General features: G+C 72.4%; 14 protein-coding genes and 4 pseudogenes. 7 read left to right on the top strand and 11 right to left on the bottom strand.

Translation table 11 applies throughout. The features are described 5' to 3' along the window. Positions 1–62 precede the first annotated feature (62 nt). A pseudogene (locus A6P39_RS35830) lies at positions 63–360 on the bottom strand (transposase); the annotation flags it as partial. Positions 361–685: 325 nt separating this feature from the next. Here A6P39_RS35830 and A6P39_RS35835 point away from each other — a divergent pair. After that, on the top strand, positions 686–1,687 hold the full coding sequence (locus A6P39_RS35835; RefSeq protein ID WP_067052578.1) for an alpha/beta hydrolase: 1,002 nt from the start codon (positions 686–688) through the stop codon (positions 1,685–1,687). Positions 1,688–2,361: 674 nt separating this feature from the next. Here the strand turns inward: A6P39_RS35835 and A6P39_RS35840 are convergent. Beyond that, a complete protein-coding gene (locus tag A6P39_RS35840; RefSeq protein WP_067052580.1) occupies positions 2,362–2,772 on the bottom strand; it encodes a preprotein translocase subunit TatB in 411 nt (136 codons plus the stop codon). Between the two features lie 690 nt (positions 2,773–3,462). Further along, a pseudogene (locus A6P39_RS35845) lies at positions 3,463–3,717 on the bottom strand (VOC family protein); the annotation flags it as partial. A 124-nt stretch (positions 3,718–3,841) separates the two neighbouring features. Between A6P39_RS35845 and A6P39_RS35850 the strand changes: the two are divergent. Then, a pseudogene (locus tag A6P39_RS35850) lies at positions 3,842–4,003 on the top strand (respiratory nitrate reductase subunit gamma); the annotation flags it as partial. A 38-nt stretch (positions 4,004–4,041) separates the two neighbouring features. Here A6P39_RS35850 and A6P39_RS35855 read toward each other — a convergent pair. After that, complete coding sequence (locus tag A6P39_RS35855) at positions 4,042–4,209, bottom strand: hypothetical protein (protein ID WP_159396160.1); 168 nt, start codon at positions 4,207–4,209, stop codon at positions 4,042–4,044. A 266-nt stretch (positions 4,210–4,475) separates the two neighbouring features. Between A6P39_RS35855 and A6P39_RS35860 the strand changes: the two genes are divergently transcribed. After that, on the top strand, positions 4,476–6,860 hold the full coding sequence (locus A6P39_RS35860) for a phosphoketolase family protein (protein WP_067052582.1): 2,385 nt from the start codon (positions 4,476–4,478) through the stop codon (positions 6,858–6,860). A gap of 74 nt (positions 6,861–6,934) precedes the next feature. Continuing rightward, positions 6,935–7,087 (top strand): hypothetical protein, encoded by a 153-nt coding sequence (locus tag A6P39_RS35865; RefSeq protein ID WP_159396161.1) that lies wholly within the window; start codon positions 6,935–6,937, stop codon positions 7,085–7,087. Here the strand turns inward: A6P39_RS35865 and A6P39_RS35870 are convergent. Continuing rightward, positions 7,076–7,837, bottom strand: a pseudogene (locus tag A6P39_RS35870) (GAF domain-containing protein); the annotation flags it as partial. The gene A6P39_RS35865 and the pseudogene A6P39_RS35870 overlap by 12 nt on opposite strands. A 462-nt stretch (positions 7,838–8,299) precedes the next feature. On the opposite strand from A6P39_RS35870, the gene A6P39_RS35875 reads away from it, so the two are divergent. Together A6P39_RS35875 and A6P39_RS35880 are read left to right on the top strand one after the other, a co-directional pair. Further along, complete coding sequence (locus A6P39_RS35875) at positions 8,300–9,778, top strand: FUSC family protein (protein WP_067052586.1); 1,479 nt, start codon at positions 8,300–8,302, stop codon at positions 9,776–9,778. A 190-nt stretch (positions 9,779–9,968) separates the two neighbouring features. After that, positions 9,969–11,006 (top strand): lactonase family protein, encoded by a 1,038-nt coding sequence (locus tag A6P39_RS35880; protein ID WP_067052588.1) that lies wholly within the window; start codon positions 9,969–9,971, stop codon positions 11,004–11,006. Between the two features lie 119 nt (positions 11,007–11,125). Here the strand turns inward: A6P39_RS35880 and A6P39_RS35885 are convergent, their stop codons facing one another. The 4 genes from A6P39_RS35885 to A6P39_RS35900 form a co-directional block, all read right to left on the bottom strand. Continuing rightward, complete coding sequence (locus tag A6P39_RS35885; protein WP_107304465.1) at positions 11,126–12,052, bottom strand: sirohydrochlorin chelatase; 927 nt, start codon at positions 12,050–12,052, stop codon at positions 11,126–11,128. 199 nt (positions 12,053–12,251) lie between these two features. Continuing rightward, positions 12,252–13,226 (bottom strand): N-acetylglucosamine kinase, encoded by a 975-nt coding sequence (locus A6P39_RS35890; RefSeq protein WP_067052592.1) that lies wholly within the window; start codon positions 13,224–13,226, stop codon positions 12,252–12,254. Further along, positions 13,223–13,900, bottom strand: a complete 678-nt coding sequence (locus tag A6P39_RS35895; RefSeq protein ID WP_067052594.1) for a uracil-DNA glycosylase — start codon at positions 13,898–13,900, stop codon at positions 13,223–13,225. The genes A6P39_RS35890 and A6P39_RS35895 overlap by 4 nt, the downstream gene beginning before the upstream one ends. An 88-nt stretch (positions 13,901–13,988) precedes the next feature. Further along, positions 13,989–15,077, bottom strand: a complete 1,089-nt coding sequence (locus tag A6P39_RS35900) for a WD40/YVTN/BNR-like repeat-containing protein (RefSeq protein ID WP_067052596.1) — start codon at positions 15,075–15,077, stop codon at positions 13,989–13,991. A gap of 272 nt (positions 15,078–15,349) precedes the next feature. Here A6P39_RS35900 and A6P39_RS35905 point away from each other — a divergent pair, with 272 nt between their 5' ends. Continuing rightward, on the top strand, positions 15,350–15,940 hold the full coding sequence (locus A6P39_RS35905) for an Rv1733c family protein (protein WP_067052598.1): 591 nt from the start codon (positions 15,350–15,352) through the stop codon (positions 15,938–15,940). A 416-nt stretch (positions 15,941–16,356) separates the two neighbouring features. On the opposite strand, the gene A6P39_RS35910 is transcribed toward A6P39_RS35905, so the two are convergent. Both A6P39_RS35910 and A6P39_RS35915 read right to left on the bottom strand, forming a co-directional pair. Continuing rightward, positions 16,357–18,357 (bottom strand): HEAT repeat domain-containing protein, encoded by a 2,001-nt coding sequence (locus A6P39_RS35910; protein ID WP_067052600.1) that lies wholly within the window; start codon positions 18,355–18,357, stop codon positions 16,357–16,359. A gap of 146 nt (positions 18,358–18,503) precedes the next feature. Next, complete coding sequence (locus A6P39_RS35915; RefSeq protein WP_067052601.1) at positions 18,504–20,171, bottom strand: DNA alkylation response protein; 1,668 nt, start codon at positions 20,169–20,171, stop codon at positions 18,504–18,506. Positions 20,172–20,203: the final 32 nt, after the last annotated feature.

Here is a 20,203-nt window from a genome sequence, read left to right on the forward strand (position 1 = left end):
CGGTGACCGGGTGCTCCAGGAGTCCTCGGGGTCGTGGTCGGGCGGCATCGCGAAGCGGCTGGTCAGCAGATGGCCGGACGGGGCAGCGCGGCCAGGCGGGCGAAGGCGGTGACGAAGTCCCGGGCCCAGGGCCAGTGTTCGGCGATCCGCAGCCAGGTCTGTCTGCCGCCGGGGGTTGCGAGCGGCGGTGTGCAACAGTCGGCAGCGCCGTCGCTTGGGCTCGGCCTTGGCCAGTTCGCCGTCAAGGAGCAGTATCTGGATCCAGGCGATGAGGCCGATGCCGGCCAGGGCGAGTTCCAGCCAGGCGGCGTTGATGTTCGCCTGGCGCGACGGGAAGCGGCCGGACCCGGTGTCCTTGCCGCCAGATCGGCCAGCAGCCGGGCCCCGGCAAGCGAGACGCCACCTCGCCCGCCGGACGTTACGGACAGCCTCGAACGAGACGTTGCAGAGTTCACGTGAAACTGCTTCCGGCTGCGGCGCTTTGATCCTCGACAAGTCGGATCATCACAGCTCAGGGCGCACTTCTGCGTTCCGGTGTCAAGATCCGGACCTACTCGGTGAGACTGGTCGAGATCGAGTAGGCCCACGCCTGACCCACGCCGCCGATCCGCCCGGCCCCGCTGCGCGATCGACAAGGTGTTGAAATCCGGATGATGCGAAAGGAGCAGGGCGCTAGCGTGCGCGTATGGATCTTGAACCTGGAAAGACCGTGCCTGCCGTTCCCGTTCCTCTCGATGCCGAACTTCAGGTCGCTTATGACGCCTACCTGGCGGAGGAACCGGACTTGGCGCCGATGAGCCTCGAGAAGCTGTCGGCGATCCGCGCGGAGGCCGACGCCGCAGTGGCGGCGCTCGAGGACCTCAGCCATGGCGGGCGCTTCACCGTCTTCCAGCCTTCGGTGCCCGGCCTGGACGGCGCCCCCGAGATCCCGCTGCTGGTGTGCACACCCTCCGGCGCGCCCGCATCGCGGCCGGCGCTCTACTTCATGCACGGCGGCGGCTTCTACGGTAGCGATCACCGCACCGGGCTCGACCAGATACTCGAGACGGCCGAGCGGTTCGGGGCCACGCTGATCTCGGTCGGCTACCGGCTCGCGCCCGAACACCACTACCCCGCCCAGATCAACGACGCTTACGCCGGTCTACTGTGGGTCGCCGACCACGCGGACGAACTCGGCATCGACTCGGAACGCATCGTCGTCACGGGCTTCAGCGCCGGCGGCACCCTCAGTGCCGCGCTCGCTTTGACCGTGCGCGACAAGGGCGGTCCCCGCCTGCTCGGCCAGCTGCTGATTGCCCCGCTGCTCGACGACCGCCACGACAGCGCCTCGGCCCTGCAGATGGACGACGTCGAACTCTTCGACCGCAGCCGCAACGGGTTCGCCTGGAGTTCGCTGCTCGGCGACGCCCAGGGCGGAGCTGACGTGCCGCAGTACGCTGCGCCCGCCCGCGCCACCGACCTGGCCGGCCTGCCGCCCACATTCCTCGACGTCGGCTCCGCCGAGTGCCTGCGCGACGAGATCCTCGCCTACGCCGACCGGATCTGGCAGGCCGGCGGCGAAGCCGAGCTGCACGTGTGGCCCGGTGGAATCCACGGTTTCGACCGGAAAGCCCCCGAGGCGCGGATCAGCAAGGCCGCTGTCGCGGCACGCCGCAACTGGCTGGAGCACCTTCTCGCCACCAACTGACGGTCTCCTCCAGCGGTAGTCGGTCGCGGGATGGACAACGTGCCGGCCAGGTGTCCTGGAGCAACGTGGGCGAGGAACCTCGCGACGGAACTCAGGCGGATAGCTGCGTGACACCGAGCCCTCCAAGGTTCTGGACCAGCAAGTGTCCAGCATCCCGGCTCCGTCAAACCCCGAGCGCGTAGGAGCCGCGAAGCTCTGTGGCGGTCTTCGGGTACGCGTACGAGCCGGGCCCGGCCCTCCGACTCTGTCGCCGGGGCCGTACCGTATGCCCGCCCCGGTCGGCTGGTCTCCCCCGAAGTCCTGCCGCAGGGCCGTCTTGAGTTCGCCGAGCTGCGGATGGCCCAAGAGCGCAGGCGAGGAGGCAGCGGTGCCCTTCCCCCTCCCAACGTCGCCCCGAACGGCTGATGGTCCCGGCACGGGGCGGGCCCAGGCTGATGCCGGGCCTCGTACGGGTTCGGGGCCTCCTCACGGCCTGCGGGCTCCGACCTCATGTTGTGAGGTCGGAGCCCGCAGGGACGTGCTGCTTGCTTCGCAGATGGCCGCAGCGGATCTGCTGCGATCAGCCGCAAAGGCGGCTGGTCGTCTTGCCGTCAAGCGGGAAGCGCCTCACCGGCGCAGCACTGGGCCCTATGCGTACCTGCTGCTGGAGGCTGCCTTCGTGGTCCGCGCCGTGGTCACACGCAGATGCTCAGGGCGCAGACACCGACCTTGACCGGCAGGATGGTGATGCCGAACTGCGTCAGGTAGGTGTTGACGACCGCGGTCTGCAGCGCGGTGAGCTGGGTGGTGATGGGGGCGTTGACGTTGTTGTCGGCGACGTTGGCGAGCGCGACCTGCAGGTCGCTCAGCTGGGTTCCGTTCAGGACGTTGATGTCCTGGACGTTGACCGTGGTGTTGTCGAGCACGTTGTTGACGGTGATCAGTCCGGAGCAGTTGACCGTGTGGTTGGCGCCGCCGCCCTGGTTGGAGCAGGTGTAGGGGTGGCTGGTGGCGGGGCGCTGCTGCTGCGCTGCCGCGGGGGCGACCGCCGCGCCGGTCAGGGCTGCGGTCGCGGCGACGGCGGCGGCGAAACGAGCAAGCTTCACGGGTCGTCTCCTTCATCCAGGCCACTGGCCTGTGCCGGTGGCATGTGTGGTGCGGGACGCTGGAAGTCTTCCGCCGCAAGCAGCCTGGGCCCAAGAAGGATTTCGGCACGCCGGACACGCCACACGAACGACACACTTGCGGACCGTATGGCCGCTGGTGGGAGGCCTGATTCATCGATGAGCGCCGTACTGGAAGCTGTAGGTTGCTTCTCGGCCCCACTTCCTGACCCTGCAGGCAAAACCCCAGACCGCGGTGCTGCACTACCGGCGGGATGACGCCACGCTTGTGCACGTCAACCACGTCCCAAAAGGCCATGCGGCCAGGCGAGGTGGTCCCGTGTCCCGTCGCACACCACACGGGATCATCTCAAGCCCAAGGCCCGGTGACCGCGTCGTGTGCAGCGGTCAGTCGCGGAGGTGCTCGAGGAGCCACAGCCGGCCACCGCGTGACGCTGGGGGCGTGCCGCCGTCGGACAGCGCGACTCCATACAAAGTGAATCCCCAGGTCATCACGCGACTGCGGGAACGTCCCTTGCGGGCATTGCCCAGGTATGGGGGCCGTGGCAAGGGGCCCGCAGCTGTCGAGGAACGGCCCAGAGCGCCGCACGCTGCTGTCCTGTGCCACCGAACCGAGCGTGTGTGGTGGCCGGAGGGCTTGCAGGTGCACCGCATCCCCGCCACCCTACAGCTGAGCTGCTCGGCCAGTCCGACGATGATGCCCTCGGGGCCGCGGACGTAGCAGAGCCGGTAGCTGTCCTCGAACTGTGCCAGCTCGCCGACGAGTTCGGCGCCGTGAGTGCACAGGCGGGCAACGGTGTCCTCGATGTCGTCGACGGCGAACATGACGCGGTGCGTGCCCAGAATGTTGTGTGGTCTGTTGCGCGGCCCGGTGCTGATCGCCGCGGGGCTGCGGTACTTCGCCGGCTCAAGCCGGCTGTGACCGTCCGCGAGGCCAAACAGCGGCTGGGCGACCCGGTGGCCGCCTGGGCGGACATCGTGTCCGACCCCGAGCGCGCCCGCCGCTACAAGTCCGTGCGCGGCAAGGGCGGCCTGGTGCGGGCGAGTTGGGATCAGCGCGATGCTGCTCTTCGCGGCCTGGCCCTTCACCCGCCTGGTGCACATGCTCACCGCGCCGATCGGCTACCTCACCCGCCCCTGCATCGTCTACCGCAGCCGCGACACCCAGCGCGGCGCTCGCCCTCCCCGCCGCGGCTGGGAGCGTGTGGGCTGACCATTGCCGTGCAGGCAGTCCCTCGAAGGCTTGTGAACTCAGCGCCTGTCAGGGACCGAGTTCTGCTCCAACACTTCCTTCATCCGCTCGTGGCGGGCGAAGTCCCGCCCCAGCGGCGGAGTGTGGACGCGTTGCACGAGGATGGACCAGATACCGGCCCCCACCCCGACGACGAGCGGTATCAACAGCCAGACCAGTGCTCCCACGGGCGTGCCTCCTTCGGACCGTGTGTGCGGACGCCTTTCCGGCCTCCTCCGGGGTAAACGGGGTGAGTCCAGGCCTTCTTGCTTGGCCGGGGCGTGTTTGCAGCGAAGGGCTCGGGGCGCCTGCCGAGGGATGCTCCGTTTGGTTCTCTTCGGCAGGTGTAGCCCGAACGGCCCTGTCGGGTACCCGGCGCGGCGGCAGAGGGTGGGGCGTGCAGACCGGGATGTACGGCACCCGGAGCCCTGCCCCGACTCGGAAAGGATCCCCGATGTCCTTCGACACGCAGCAGACGCCCGTCCAACTGGAGGAGGACGAGCTGAGGTCGCTGGACGCCCACTGGCGCGCCTCGAACTATCTGTCCGTCGGCCAGATCTACCTCATGGCGAACCCCCTGCTCACCGAGCCCCTGCGCCCCGAGCACGTCAAACCGCGGCTGCTGGGCCACTGGGGTACGTCGCCCGGCCTGAACCTGGTGCACACCCACCTCAACCGCGTCATCAAGGCCCGCGGCCTGGACGCCCTGTGCATCTGGGGGCCTGGTCACGGCGGTCCGGCCGTGCTGGCCAACTCCTGGCTGGAGGGCTCGTACACCGAGACCTACCCGGACATCACGCGAGACGCGGCCGGCATGGGCCGGCTGTTCAAGCAGTTCTCCTTCCCCGGCGGGGTGCCCAGCCATGTCGCACCGGAGACGCCCGGCTCGATCCACGAGGGCGGCGAACTCGGCTACTCGCTCTCCCACGCCTACGGCGCCGCCCTCGACAACCCGGACCTGCTGGTCGCCTGCGTGATCGGCGACGGCGAGGCGGAGACCGGCCCGCTGGCCGCCTCCTGGCACTCCAACAAGTTCCTCGACCCCGTCCACGACGGCGCGGTCCTCCCGATCCTGCACCTCAACGGCTACAAGATCGCCAACCCGACCGTGCTGTCCCGCCTGCCCGAGCACGAACTCGACGAGCTGCTGCGCGGCTACGGACACGCCCCCCTTCACGTCACCGGCGACGACCCGATGGCCGTCCACCGGGCGATGGCCGCCGCGATGGATGACGCGCTGGAGCGCATCGCCGCCATCCAGCGCAGCGCCCGCGAGGACGGCGTAGCGGAGCGGCCGCACTGGCCGGTGATCGTGCTGCGCACTCCGAAGGGCTGGACCGGCCCGGCCGAGGTCGACGGCCTGCCCGTGGAGGGCACCTGGCGCGCCCACCAGGTCCCGCTGGCCGCCGTCCGCGACAACCCGGAGCATCTGCGGCAACTGGAGCAATGGCTGCGCTCCTACCGGCCGGAGGAGCTGTTCGACGAGCACGGCGCCCCCCGCCCCGACGTGCTCGCCTGTATCCCCGAGGGCAGGAGCCGGCTCGGCGCCAATCCCCACGCCAATGGCGGCCTGCTGCTGCGCGAACTGCCGCTGCCGCCCCTGGAGAAGCACGCCGTCGAGGTCGACAAGCATGGCGCGACCCTGCACGAACCCACCCGTGTTCTCGGCGACCTGCTCCAGGACGTCATGCACGCCACGAGCGGACGGCGCGACTTCCGTCTCGTCGGCCCCGACGAAACCGCCTCCAACCGGCTCCAGGCGGTCTACGCCGCGAGCGGCAAGGCCTGGCAGGCACAGGTGCTCCAGGTGGACGAACACCTCGATCGTCACGGCCGGGTGATGGAGATCCTGTCCGAACACACCTGTCAGGGCTGGCTGGAGGGCTATCTCCTCACCGGCCGGCACGGGCTGTTCTCCTGCTACGAGGCGTTCGTGCACATCGTCGACTCGATGGTCAACCAGCACATCAAGTGGCTGCGGACCACCCGCCGTCTGCCCTGGCGCGCTCCGATCGCCTCGCTCAACTACCTGCTCACATCGCACGTGTGGCGCCAGGACCACAACGGCTTCTCCCACCAGGATCCCGGCTTCGTCGACCACATCCTCAACAAGAGCCCCGAGGCGGTAAGGGTCTACTTCCCGCCGGACGCCAACACGTTGCTGTCGGTCGCCGACCACGCCCTGCGCAGCAAGGACTACGTCAACGTGATCGTGGCCGGCAAGCAGCCCTGCTTCGACTGGCTCTCCATGGAGGAGGCGAAGGTCCACTGCGCGCGCGGCGCAGGCATCTGGGAGTGGGCGGGCACGGCGGACGGCACTCGTGAACCGGATGTGGTGCTGGCCTGCGCCGGCGACGTCCCGACCCAGGAGGTGCTGGCCGCTGCCCAATTGATGCGCCGCCACCTGCCCGAGCTGACCGTGCGGGTCGTCAACGTGGTCGACATCGCCCGGCTGCTGCCCAGCGAGGAACACCCGCACGGGATGACCGACTTCGAGTACGACGGCCTGTTCACGCCGGACAAGCCCGTGATCTTCGCCTATCACGGCTACCCGTGGCTGATCCACCGCCTGGCCTACCGCCGCACCGGCCACCGCAACCTGCACGTGCGCGGCTACAAGGAGATCGGCACCACCACCACGCCGTTCGACATGGTCGTCCGCAACGACCTCGACCGCTACCGCCTCGTCATGGACGTCATCGACCGCGTCCCTGGCCTCGCGGTCCGCGCCGCGGGGGTACGCCAGCACATGGAGGATGCCCGTCAGCGCCACCACACCTGGATCCGCGAGCACGGCATGGACCTGCCCGAGGTCGCCGACTGGACGTGGGATGGCTGACCAGCCGTCCGCTGTCTCCGACGCCCCGGCCGCCCGACAGGGCAGCCGGGGCGTGCGGCGCGCACGATCGGTACGTGTCGCTGGAGGCGATCTTCCTGTCGACGTTCGTCATGATCGGCCAGAACCGGCAGGCGGCTTTTCAGCAGATCGTCCATCTGATGGAGGTGTTCCCCGTCTACGAGAGGCTGGACGAAGCCCTTGACCGGCGGGAAGCGTCAGCCTGTTGACGAGAGCGGAACAAACCACTCGATGACGGTACCGCTCGGCTGGTTCGCCGAGACGCTGAAGCCGCCGTCCAACTCCTCCGCGCGCTTGCGCAGGTTGGCCAAGCCGCTGCGGTGGGTGACCGCCGGGTCGATTCCGCGGCCGTTGTCCGCCACTCGCAGCTTCAACTCGGCATCGGTGACCCCGACGGTGACGTCGACGGTGCCGGCGTGCGCGTGCCGGGCGGCGTTGGACAGGGCCTCGCCGAGCACGGCCAGCAGTTGCTCGGCCTGGTCGGCGGAGACAACCGTGTCCAGCAGACCGGTCATGCGCAGAACGGGAGTCGAGCCGAGCGATTCGGTGGCCCGTTCGGTGGCCGCCACCAGCTCGGCGCGCAGCCCGCTGCCCCGACGGGACTGATCGTGCTCGCGCAGCCATCGCTGCCGGCGGTGGACGTCCTCGTACAGCCGGGCGTTGTCGATCGCCACACCGGCCGCCGCGGCCAGGGTGCGCAGCACCGCCTCGTCGTCGCTGTCGAACTCCGCGCCGCCCTGCTTGTTGGTCAGGTACAGGTTGCCGAAGACCTGATCACGCACGCGGACAGGGGCGCCGAGGAAGCTGGTCATCGGCGGGTGCCCGGCCGGGAAGCCGGCGGAGGCCGGGTGGTCCGCCAGGTTCGCCAGACGCGGCGGCTCCGGGTGCCGGACGAGCAGGCCGAGGATGCCCTCGCCGCGCGGGTAGTGCCCGATGCGTGCGATCGCCTCATCGTCCACCTCACGCGGACCTGGGCGGTGTGCGCAAGGCGAGGATGGCCAGGTCGTCGTGTCCGTCGCCGGGATGGACAATCGTCGGGGAGCCGGCCGAGTGAGATGCGGCGGAAGTCGCCGTGGGATCGCAGATGGGCGCGGCGCGTGGCTGCCGGAGTCCGGTGGGGTAGGTCAGGCGTTGCCCGGGGCCTCGGTGAAGTCTGATCCATTGGCCTCCCAGTGGCCGACATCGAGAGGGATCAGCTGTGCCATTGGTGCAGTCAATCGTGCGACAGTTGAGCCAATGGGTAGGGAGGTGGTTCCCTTTGTCCCATCCATGTACTTGTGGCGCCGCGTAGCGCCGGACGGCGACGAAGCCGGTCCCGGACCGCGGTGCCTTCGTCGTGCCTGCTTGTCGTCCGCCACCCGGGACGGCCGTTGGCAGGACGCGTACCACCATGAGGGGGGCGGCGCACCGCCGTGAAAAGGATGTTCGTGGCTCCGGACCCGGGGCGCTTGAGGCTGCGGAACGCGACCCGTGCCGTCATCGGTGTCGCCGCCGCCGTGGCCGTTTCCGAACTCTGCGGGCTATCGCTCACCGCATCGATCACCGGAGGGCTCGCGGCACTTCTCGCCCTCTTCACGGTCACCGATGCGACCGTCCGAGGCCAACGGCTCACCACCGCCCTGTTTCCTGTCGCCGGATTCCCCGTGCTGGCGCTCGCCACCACACTGCACGGCATCGCCCCGGCCCGTGACGTCGCGTTCCTGGCCGTCGTCTTCGGTGGGGTCTATGCCCGCCGCTGGGGCCCGCGGGGCCACGCGCTCGGGATCTTCGCGTTCATGAACTTCTTCATCCCGCAGTTCCTGCACGCAGTTCCCGCTCAGCTGCCCGAGCTGTACGCCGCCATGAGCCTCGCCCTCTTCGCGGCCGGTGCCATGCGCTTCGTACTCTGGCCCATCGAGCGTCACACCCCACCCGCGGCAGCCCCGCCGGCCCTGCCCGGCAGCGGATGGGCGCGGCCCACCACCCGGCAAGCCTTCCAGGCCGCTGCTGCCTCGACTCTCGCGCTTCTGGCCGGGCAGCTGCTCTCCGAAGCGCGCTGGTACTGGGCCGTCGGTACTGTCTGGTGGATCTTCGTCAACACGGCTTCTCGCGGGGAAACCCTGGTCCGCGGTTTCCGCCGGGTCTTCGGAACTGTGACCGGTATCGCCGTCGGCCTGCTGGTCGCCATCCCGCTGCATGGCGCCCCCGCGCCGACGGCCGCCCTCGTTGCCGTCTGTGTCTTCGGCATCTTCTACACCGCCGCCGTCTCCTATTCCTGGATGATGCTGGCAGTGACGGTCATGGCCAGCCTGCTCTACGGCTTGCTGGGCGTGCTGGACCTCAGCCTGCTCGAACTCCGTCTTGCGGAGACCGGTGTGGGCGCGCTGTGTGCCGCGCTGGCCGTGGCCCTCGTCCTGCCGGTCACCACCCACGCCGTCACCGACGCGTGGATCCAGCGCGCCCTGCGCTGCGTCCGCTCCTGCACGGCGGAGGCCGCCGACCGGCTCGCCGGCTCCGCGACGGCCGACCCGGCGCCGCGCGTGGCCGAACTGGAGCAGTTGCTCGGCCGGGTGCGGCTTGCCGTCGCCCCGCTGATGCACCCGCTGAATCCGATGCCGGCCCGCAAGCGGCGCGCCCGCCGGGTCCTCGCGCTCCTCGACGACTGCGCGCGCGAGGTGCGCGGCCTGGTGGCGATCGCGGCCGACCCCGAGGCCTCGCACGACGCCCGGCTGGCCGCGGCCTGCTGGCGGGTGGAGGCCGCCGTCGAGGCGCTCACCACGGGGCGCCCCGAGCCGGTCCGCGGCCCGGACGAGCCGCCCGCCGAACCCGCCCTGGCCCATCTGCACGGCCTGGAGCGCGCTCTCGCCGACCTCTCCGAGCCCCTGCGGGCACCGTCGGGCTCACGACTGGTCGGCGCCTGAGCCGACGAGAACCGGCGCCTGAGCCGACGAGAACCGGCGCCTGAGCCGACGAGAACCGGCGCCTGAGCCGACGAGAACCGGCGCCTGAGCCGACGAGAAGAGCAAGCGCATCGCCGCGCCTCTTGGTCTAGACCGGCATGATCGGCTGCTACCGTCGGCCCCGGACTGGCTCGACCGAGAGGGGACAGCGGTGGCACAGGACGGCAGCTCCGGCGCGCGCAGGGCGTTCATCGGCTCGTTCACGGCGGCGGGCGGACCCGGACTGGTGACCGCGCAGCTCGCGCCGGGCGGCGGGGCCCTCACGCTCGGCCCCGCCGTGGACGCCGTACCCGACCCGTCCTACCTGGTCCTGTCGCCCGACGGGGGCACGCTCTACGCGGTCAGCGAGACGGCCGAGGGCGCCGTCGCCGCCTTCCGGGTCGGCGGCGATCGGCCGGAACTCGCCGGGCCGCCCGTGCCGGTGGACGGCAGCGGCCCCACCCACCTCGCCCTGTACGACGGACATGTGCTGACCGCCAACTACGGCTCCGGCAGCGTCACCGCCGTACCCGTACGCCCGGACGGCACACTCGCCGCCAAGCCCTCGGGACTGCTCCAGCACACCGGTTCCGGCCCGCACGACCGGCGCCAGCGCGGCCCGCACGCCCACCAGGTGCAGCCCGATCCGAGCGGCCGGTGGGCGGTCAGCGTCGACCTCGGCACCGACTCGGTACGGGTGTGCGCCCTCGCGGACGGCACCCCCGTCCTGCACCGCGAGATCGCCCTGCGTCCCGGCTCCGGCCCCCGTCACCTGGTCTTCCATCCCGAGGGCGGGCACGCCTACGTCGTCAACGAACTCACCCCGACGGTGACCGTCTGCCGCTGGGACGCCGTCAGCGGCTCCCTGAAGCCGCTGACCGAGGTCCCCGTGCTGCCGGGCGCCCCGGTCGGCGACGCCTATCCGTCGGGGATCGTGGTCTCGCCCGACGGCCGCTTCGTGTGGACCGCCACCCGCGGTGAGGACGTCCTGTCGGTCCTCGCCGTCACGGGCGACGCACTCCGCCTCATCGGCGCGGTGACCTGCGGCGGGAACTGGCCGCGCGCACTCGCCGAGCACGCCGGCTTCCTCTACGTGGCCAACGAGCGTTCCGGCGACGTCACCTGGTTCACCGTGGACGAGGCGACCGGGCTGCCCCGCTACGACGGCTCGGTGCCGGTCCCTGCGGCCTCCTGCGTCGTCTTTGGCTGAGCTTTCCTGGACAGCGCCGTACGGAAGGCCGGCAGACACGGTGGAGCACGGCGAAGGGCCCGCTCCGGGGTGGGGAGCGGGCCCTGGGTGGTACGGGAGCCTTCGGGCGCCGGCGCGGGTCAGCGGACCGGCGTGCCCTGCGGCTGCTGCGGGGCGATGCCCAGCGCCGTCGTGTACTTGGCGAGGGCGAGTTTGCCGATCGCCGGGTACGCGCCGAGCGCCTCGGCCGTGGCGCAGCCGGCCTCCTCGGCGGCCGCCGCCAGCAGTCCCGGGTCGATCTCCGGGCCGATCAGATACGGCGCGAGGGCCAGCTGCTGCGAGCCGGAGGAACGCAGCTGCTCCGCGACGGAGGAGATCGCGCCCTCCTGGTCCAGGGCCGCCGCCATCACCGGCACGGCCAGGCGCGCGGCGAGCAGCATGCCGGTGATCCCGGCCGCCTGCACGGCCTCGTCGCCGCCCACGGACGCCAGGATGATGCCGTCCGCGGCGGTGGCCACCGTGAACAGCCGGGCGCGGTCGGCGCGGGCGAGGCTCGCCTCGGACAGCCGCACGTGCAGCGCCTCGGCGAGCAGCGGGTGCGGACCGAGGACATCGGTCAGGTCGGCCGCGACCCGGCTGTCCATCACGGACTGACGGATCTGGCGCAGCAGGGCGCTGTCCGGACCGGCCAGCAGCGGCACGACGACGGCCACCGGCCCGTCGGGCTCCTTGATCCCCTCGACACCGGCGGCGACGGCCTGCTCGTAGCGGGCCGCGCGCTCCTCGGCGGCGTGCGCCAGCACGGACCGGAGCGTGGGGAACTCGGCGTCGTCTCCGTCCAGGAACCCGATCCGGGCGTCCAGGCCGGGAAGCTCGGAGCGGGCGATGCTCACGACCTCCTCGGCGAGGCCACGGGTGGCGGTGCTGGGCGCACCGGGCACCGCGAGGACGAGCGCGGGCGCGCCCTCGGGAGCCACCAGCGGTTCCGGGCGGCGGTGCCGTCCGGGCTGGCGGGGTCGCGGCATTCGTACTGGCAGGCCGGACGCGGGTCCAGTGGGGGAGCTCATGGCGCCGCATGTTACTGGCTTCGCCGGTTCCTTCGTTCGGGGAGGGTGCAGGTGAGTGGTTTACGTCCGCTTTTGTCTGATGAGTTACGTACACGGGACACGTGTTCCGGGCACGTGCCGGGAACATGGGCCCGCACCGGCGCACAAGAGGGACAATCCGCTTTTACGGGGATCTCGACGCCGTTGCCGTACGGTGTCCTCAATCCCCTTGACCGGGGAGGACGTAGAGCATCGTCGCTTCACCCGGCAGGGTGAGGCGGCCGGCCGCCAGGTCGGTCGCGATCCGCACCGAGCCGTGCAGCGGATCGCCCTCGGCGGGCACCTGCCGGGCGTGCGGCAGCCTGCTCGCCAACTCCTCGCGCAGCGGTACGAGGAGGGGATCGCCCATGCCGAACAGGCCCCCGGTGAACGCCACTTCGGGCTCTCCCTCCGCCGGGCACACCGCAGCGGCGGAGTCGGCCATGTGCCGGGCCGCCGCGCGCAGGATGCCCGCGGCCACCGGGTCGTGCGCGGCGCACGCGGCCACCCGGGGCGCGAAGGAGGCCAGCACGGCGGGCCGGTCGGAGCGCGGGTAGAGCCGGCCCGGCAGCCCGTGCACCGGGCCGAACTGCTCCTCGGCACAGGCCAGCAGTGGTGCGGAGCCGCCGTCCCGGCCGTCGTGGGCGCGGAGCGCCGCCTCCAGGCCCGCCCGTCCGATCCAGGCGCCGCTGCCGCAGTCGCCCAGCAGATGACCCCAGCCGTCGGCCCGCCGCCAGCCGGTGAGGTCGGTGCCGACCGCGATCAGTCCGGTGCCCGCGGCGAGCACCGCGCCCGGACGCGGCCCGAGGGCGCCGACGTAGGCGGTGACGGCGTCGGCGGCCAGGGCCACCCGCCGCACCCCCAGCTCCCGGGCGAGCGCGCCCGGCAGTTCGGCGCGCAGGGCGTCGCCCAGCGTGGCGAACCCGGCGGCGCCGACGACGGCCGTGTCCAGCCCGTGGAGCCCGGCCTCCGCGGCCGCCGCGGAGGCCAGCGGGAGGAGTTCTGCCAGCAGATGGGCGGGATCGATGCCTCGCGCACCGGTGCGGACCGGCTCTCGTGACTCCCGTCGTGCCACGGGCGCCTGCCCCGGCACACCGACGGCGACCCGGAGGCCGGAGCCCCCGGAGTCGACCGCCAGATAGCCGCCGTCGGTCACGGCAGACGCCAGTCCACCGGCTGTCCGCCCTGCTGGACCAGCAGGTCGTTGGCCCGGCTGAAGGGACGCGAGCCGAAGAAGCCGCGGTCGGCCGACATCGGCGAGGGATGCGCGGACTCCACCGCCGGCAGACTGCCCAGCAGTGGACGCAGGTTCCTGGCGTCCCGGCCCCACAGCACGGACACCAGCGGCTTGCCGCGCGCCGCCAGCGCCCGTATCGCCTGCTCGGTGACCTCCTCCCAGCCCTTGCCGCGGTGGGCTCCGGGGCTGCGCGGGGCCGTGGTCAGCGCCCTGTTGAGCAGCAGGACGCCCTGCTGGGTCCAGGGGGTCAGGTCGCCGTTGGACGGCTGGGGCAGCCCCAGGTCGGTGTTCAGCTCGCGGAAGATGTTGATCAGGCTCGGCGGCAGCGGGCGTACCTCGGACGCGACCGAGAACGACAGGCCCACCGCGTGCCCGGGGGTCGGATAAGGGTCCTGACCGACGATCAGGACCCGTACGTCGTCGAAGGGTTGCTGGAAGGCCCGCAGGACGTTGGATCCCGCCGGGAGGTAGGTGCGTCCCGCGGTGATCTCCGCGCGCAGGAAGTCACCCATCGCGGAGATCCGTCCGGCGACGGGGTCGAGGGCCTTCGCCCAGCCCGGTTCGACGATTTCATGCAAGGGTCGTGGTGCCACGGGCGTCACCCTACTGCCGTGCACAGGCAGGTGATCAACCGATGGCCGGAGCACGACGCACAGGCTCCCGGCGCCCGGTCCGCGCGGTTCAGGCGATCACCGCCGCCCGCACGCACAGCACGTCCGGCAGGTGCGAGGCCAGCTGCTGCCAGCTGTCGCCGTCGTCGGCCGAGGCGTACACCTCGCCGTTGCGATTGCCGAAGTACACGCCGGCCGGGTCGGAGTCGTCCGTGCACAGGGCGTCCCGCAGGACCGTGCCGTAGTGGTCCTCCGTCGGCAGTCCCTTGGCCAGCGGCTCCCAGGTGCGGCCCGCGTCCGTGGTGCGGAAGACCCGGCAGCGGTGCTCGGCGGGCACCCGGTCCGCGTCGGCGTTGATCGGGAAGACGTAGGCCGTGTCGCCCCGGCGCGGGTGGGTGGCCACCGCGAAGCCGAACGTGGACGGCAGATCCGCCCCGATGTCGGTCCAGCGTCCGCCCGCGTCGTCGCTGCGGTACACCCCCCAGTGGTTCTGCAGGTACAGCCGGTCCGGGTCGGCCGCGTCCTTGGCGATCTTGTGGACGCACTGGCCGAACTCCGGGTTCGGATCCGGCAGGAACACCGCGGACACGCCGGAGTTGGACGGCTTCCAGCTCGCGCCGCCGTCGGTCGTACGGAACACCCCGGCCGTCGAGACGGCCACGGTCACCGTCTTCGGATCGCGGGCGTCGGTGACCACGGTGTGCAGGCCCTCACCGCCGCCGCCCGGCACCCACTGCGCGCGCGTCGGGTGCTCCCACAGCGGGCGGACCAGCTCGAAGCTCTCGCCGCGGTCCGCCGAGCGGTACAGCGCCGCCGGTTCCGTGCCCGCGTAGACCACGTCCGGCTCGGCGGCGGCCGGGTGCAGCTGCCAGACGCGCTCCAGTGAAGCGCCGGTGTCCTTCGGGAACTTGACGGCCGGCTGAGACGGCTCGGTCCAGCTGCGGCCGAGGTCGTCGGAGTGGAAGACCGACGGGCCCCAGTGGGCGCTGTCGCCGCCCGCCAGCAGCCGGGGCCGGCCCTCCCGGGTGTCGATGGCGACCGAGTAGACCGCCTGCGCGTTGAAATACGGGCTGTCGTCGAACTCCCAGGCCCCGCGGCCCTTTCGCCGCCCGATGAACAGGCCTTTGCGGGTGCCCACCGCCAGCAGAACCTCGGTCATGCCGATCACCTCCGGGACGCCTTTGTCCGGGTAGTCGTCAGATATCGGCCAGTGTGCACCCCACCACTGACACTCTCCCTCCCAGCTGGTGTTTGCACAGGTCACAGCGGTGCCGTCGGCCTTCGGCGAAGACCGTCGGGATGCGTTCCGGCATGCGCCTGCGCGAACGGGGTGCCGCGTGCGACCGTCGAGGAGACGGCTCGTCGTGAGCAATGGAGCGATCTCCCGCGTATGGGAGGGCGGTCCGGCCGGTCGGTGCGCTCGTGAGGAGGATGCCTTTGAAGGCGTTCCGTGGTCCGAAGGTGTGGCTGTGGCGCTGGCGGCGCAATCCGCTCAAACGCCGGGCCGACGTGGTGGAGGCCTGGGTGGTGCTCGGCGCGTGGCTGCTCACCGCCGTCGTCGGCGTGCTGAGCGGCCTCGCGGCGGCCCGGTCGGTGGAGGACGGACTCGCCCGGGAGCGCGCCGCCTGGCGTCCCGTCGTGGCCCGGGTCGTGGCACCGGCCCCTGGTGCGCCCTCCACGCATGGCCACATCCCCGCGGGTGAACGGGTGTGGGCCGAGGTGAGCTGGACGGCCGCCGACGGTTCCGCCCACACCGCTCAGGTCCGGGTGGAGCCCGGCAGCAAGGCCGGCACCCCGGTCACCGTATGGACCGATCCCCAGGGCCGTCTCGTCAGCCGGCCCACCTCCGCCACGGAGGGCGTCTTCCGGGGCACCCTCATCGGCGTGCTGGTGGGCCTGAGCGCCGCGGCCGTCCCCTTCGTCGGAGGCCTCGCCCTGCGCGGCCGGCTGGAACGCCGCCGGATGGACGCCTGGGACACGGAATGGTCGAGGCTCGGACCGCAATGGGGACGGATGGTCTGACCCCCGGCACCGTCCCCTGGCGGGCCACGCGCGCCGACGACGGCTGCCGGGCGAGGGCTCACCGCGCGGTGGCCTGGCCCGGCGGTTGGCCGGTGACGGTGTTACGCGATGGGGTTCATGTGGTGGGGCGGGCGGTTGGTGATGGTGTCGCGGTGGGGGTGCGTGCTCCGGTGGTGGCCGGGGCGGGATTCACTGTGGCGTGGCGTGGCGTGGTCCGGCTGCCGGCCGGTGACGGTGTCCGCCACGGTCCTGCCTTGGTTGGAGTGGTCGGCGACGGTGTACGGCGGGCCGCTTGGGCCGGCGGTCGGCCGGGTGATGGCCCACGGTACCGGGTGATGGCCCGCGGTGGGGTGGCGTGGTCCGGCGGTCAGCCGGCGTCGGCCTCGCCGCGCGGCCGTATGGTCCTGTGGCCGCCCCTACATCCCCGCCAGCACCTCCCGGCACGCGCTCAGCAGTGCCTCGTCCTGCGGTATGCCCTGGCCCCCGGAGCCGCCGGGGCCGCTCGGACGCGTCAGGTGGCGCAGATGGCGGCGCGGGGCGGCGAGTTCCGCCGTCACCAGGTCCCGTAGCGGAGAGGCGGCCGGGCCCATCGTCGTCAGGCACCGGGCGATCGGACCGCGGCTGCGCGGGTCCTCCGCCCAGGAGGACCGGAACACGGGCAGGACCGGCTCCGGATCCCCGTCGATGCGCCATAGCGCGCACGCGGCCGACGCCCGCTGCCGTATCCGCCCGGCCCCGGCGGTCCGGCGCAGTGCGGGCAGGGCGCGCCGCGCGGCCGGACCCAGTCCGCCCAGCCGCCGGGCGGCCAGACACCGGCGCGCCGGGTCGTCCTGTGCCAACTCCCGCAGCAGGACGGGGAGTACGGCCCCCGTGTCCCCGTCGGCCGACCAGAGCGCGCCGGCCGCGGCGGCCGCGTGCCGGGTGGGCAGGAGCGCCCGGAGGATCGGCACCGCATGCGCGGTGGCGCCAAGCGCCTCCAGTGTGCCGATGGCCTGTTCCACGATCGCGTCCCGCGCCCTCAGGCCGTCCGGGGCGTCCGAGAGGAGCCGCAGTACTTCCGGGACCGCGTCCGCGTCCCCGACGGCCCTGACCGCCGCCAGCAGCGGAGCGGCCAGCCGGGCGGCGGCGGGGGAGGACAGCGGGATCCGGCCGAGCCGGTGCCGTACCGCAGGGGCGAGCGGGGCCGCGGCTGCACCCAGGTGGGCCAGTTCGAACCCCAGCTCCTCGGGTGCGGCCGGGCCGGCCAGCAGCCGGGCCAGGGCCGGGACCGCCCGAGGATCACCGCTCCTGGCCAGCGCCTTGAGCGGGCCGCCGAGTGCGGGGGAGCCACGCTCCCAGCGGTGCGTCCACAGGTCGGGCCGGGCGCGCACCAGCGTGTACAGGTCGCCCCCGGCCGGCGCGGCCAGCGCGAACAGCTCCGTCAAGGCCGCGACCGCGGCGTCCCGCAACGGGTCCTGCTCGGCGGCCAGCTGGCCGCCGAGCAGTTCGACGGTCGCCGTGTGATCGCCGCGCCAGCCGCGCAGCAGGGAGGCCGCCATCCACACCGCGTTGCACCGGTCCACCGGGTCCGGACTGGTCAACTGCCCGGTCAGCAGGGCGATCCGGTCGCTCACCCGGTCACCGAGCGCGGTGTGCAGGGTGCGCAGCAGCTGGGCGCCTTCCTCGTCGGAGGGGCGCAGCCGCCGTATCCGGCCCACGAGGGTGTCGCCGCCGGAGGGCTCGGCGATCCGGGCGCGGTCCACGGACCGTTCCCGAAGCAGCTCGACCGCCGTCGGCACCAGGCCGGCCGGAAGCCGGGCGGGCGCGGCGAGCGCGAGCTGGCCGAGGGCGGCGAGCCGCAGACCGGCGTCGTACGGCGGCGCGCTCTGCTCGGCCAGGAGGGCCGCCGCGGCGTCGGCGTGCGCGGGGTGCCGGCGGACGAACAGGCCGAGCGCCTCGGTGAGGGCGAACAGGACGCGGCCGTCCCGCTCGGCCCGCAGCCGCTGCCGTAACAGCCCCAGGGCGCGCGCGGGCTCGGCCAGGAAGTGCACCAGGGCCCCGGCCGCCGCGCCGCGCACCGCCGGATCCGGGTCCCCGGCCAGCGGGACGAAGACCTCCGCTCCGGCGGACACCGCCTCACGCGCGCGTGTGTCCCCGTCCGTGCTCTCCGTGCCGATTCCGACCAGCAGTTCCACGATGCCGGCCCGGTCCGGCACTTCCGCGCGGGCCGCGAGCGAGAGCAGGAAGGGGACACAGGCCAGCGTCGAGTCGTACACCCGGCCCTCGTGGCGCAGCGCGCCGTACATCCCGTCGAGCGCGGTCGTCCGCTCGGCGGTGTCCGCGGACGCCAGTGCCCGCAGCCATCCGGGCACGTCCCGCGCGCTGCCGTGGGCGTGCCGCAGCGAGGCCCAGTCGACCTCGTCGATCCCCGTGAACACGTTGTCCTCCCCCAGGTGAGTGCCACCTGGTCGCGAGTGTGCACCATGGCACTGACAACGGTCCGGAATCACGCCCTGACTGTGTGCGATCCGTCGGCTGTCACCGGCCACACGCGCGCGTGGCGGCACCCGCCCGGTGAGAGGGGTCAGTTCAGGCCGGGCAGGGCCCGCTCGAGGATCGCGTCGACGCCGGTCCCGGAGGGCAGCGTGCCGAACGCGTGCCCCCAGTCGCCGCCCAGCCTGCTCGCGCAGAAGGCGTCCGCGACCGGCTGCGGGGCGTGCCGGACCAGCAGCGAGGCCTGGAGGGCGAGCGCCATCCGCTCGACCAGCCGACGGGCGCCCATCTGGTCGGTTTCGGCCAACTGGTCCTTGAGCGCGGCCACCGCCGTGTCCAGGCGGGCGTCCGCCCCGCGCGCGAGGGCGAGTTCCGCGAACAGGGCTTCGGCGGTGTCCTGTTCCCGGCCGAGGGCGCGCAGCACGTCGAGCGCGTTGACGTTGCCCGAGCCCTCCCAGATCGACAGCAACGGGGCCTCCCGGTAGTGCCGGGGCATGCCGGAATCCTCGACGTAGCCGTTGCCGCCCAGGCATTCCAGGGCCTCGGCGGTGAACGCCGGGCCGCGCTTGGTGACCCAGTACTTGCCCACCGCGGTGGCGATCCGCCTGAAGGCCCGCTCCCCGGCGTCCCCGCGCACCGCCCGGTCGGCCGCGCCGGCCAGCCGCAGCGTGAGCGTCGTCGCCGCCTCCGACTCCAGCGCGAGATCGGCCAGGACGTTACGCATCAGTGGCTGGTCGACGAGCCGGGCACCGAACGCGCTTCGGTACCGGGCGTGGTGCCCCGCCTCGGCCAGCGTCTTGCGCATCAGGGCCGCCGTGGACATCACACAGTCCAAGCGGGTGCAGTTGACCATCTCGATGATGGTCTTCACCCCGCGCCCCTCCGGCCCCACCAGCCAGGCCACCGTCCGGTCGAACTCCGGCTCGGAGGAGGCGTTGGAGCGGTTGCCCAGTTTGTCCTTCAGGCGCTGGATGCGGAAGGTGTTGCGGCTGCCGTCCGGCAGTACGCGCGGCACCAGGAAGCACGACAGCCCGCTCGGGGCCTGCGCCAGCACCAGGAAGACGTCGCACATCGGCGCCGAGGTGAACCACTTGTGCCCGCGCAGCGTGTACACCCCGGGCTCCCCGGTCGGCGTGGCCACAGTGGTGTTGGTGCGGACGTCCGAGCCGCCCTGCTTCTCGGTCATGCCCATGCCTGCGAGCAGCCCCGGCTTCTCGGTCGGCACACGCAGCTCCGGATCGTACTCCCGGCTCGTGAGCAGCGGTTCGTACACCTTGGCCAGGTCAGGCTGGGCGCGCAGCGCGGGGACGGCGGCGTACGTCATCGAGGTCGGGCAGCCGTGCCCGGCCTCGGTGTGCCCCCACACCAGTCCGCCCGCGGTCCGGGCCACGTGGGCGCCGGGCCGTCCGTCCGCCCACGGGGCGCCGGCCAGGCCCTCGGCGACCGCCGTGCGCATCAGGTGGTGCCAGCTGGGGTGGAAGTCGACCTCGTCGATCCGGTGGCCGTAGCGGTCGTGGGTGCGCAGCACCGGCTCGTGCCGATTGGCCAGTTCGCCCCACTCCTGCGCCTCGGCGCTGCCGGCGCGCGCCCCCAGCAGCCGGATGCCGTCCTCGGCCCACCCGGCGCCCTCCCGGCGCAGCCCCTCCAGCAGGGCCGGGTCGTCCGAGGCGTCGTAGGGAGCCAGGGGCGGGGCCTGGTTGGTGACGTCGTGCGTGGCGTACTGCGGCTGGGGCGGCGACTGCGCGGGAATCGAGACCATACCGCCATGTTGCACTCTTCCTACGGCTGCAG

The organism is Streptomyces sp. FXJ1.172 (assembly GCF_001636945.3).
GTDB lineage: Bacteria > Actinomycetota > Actinomycetes > Streptomycetales > Streptomycetaceae > Streptomyces.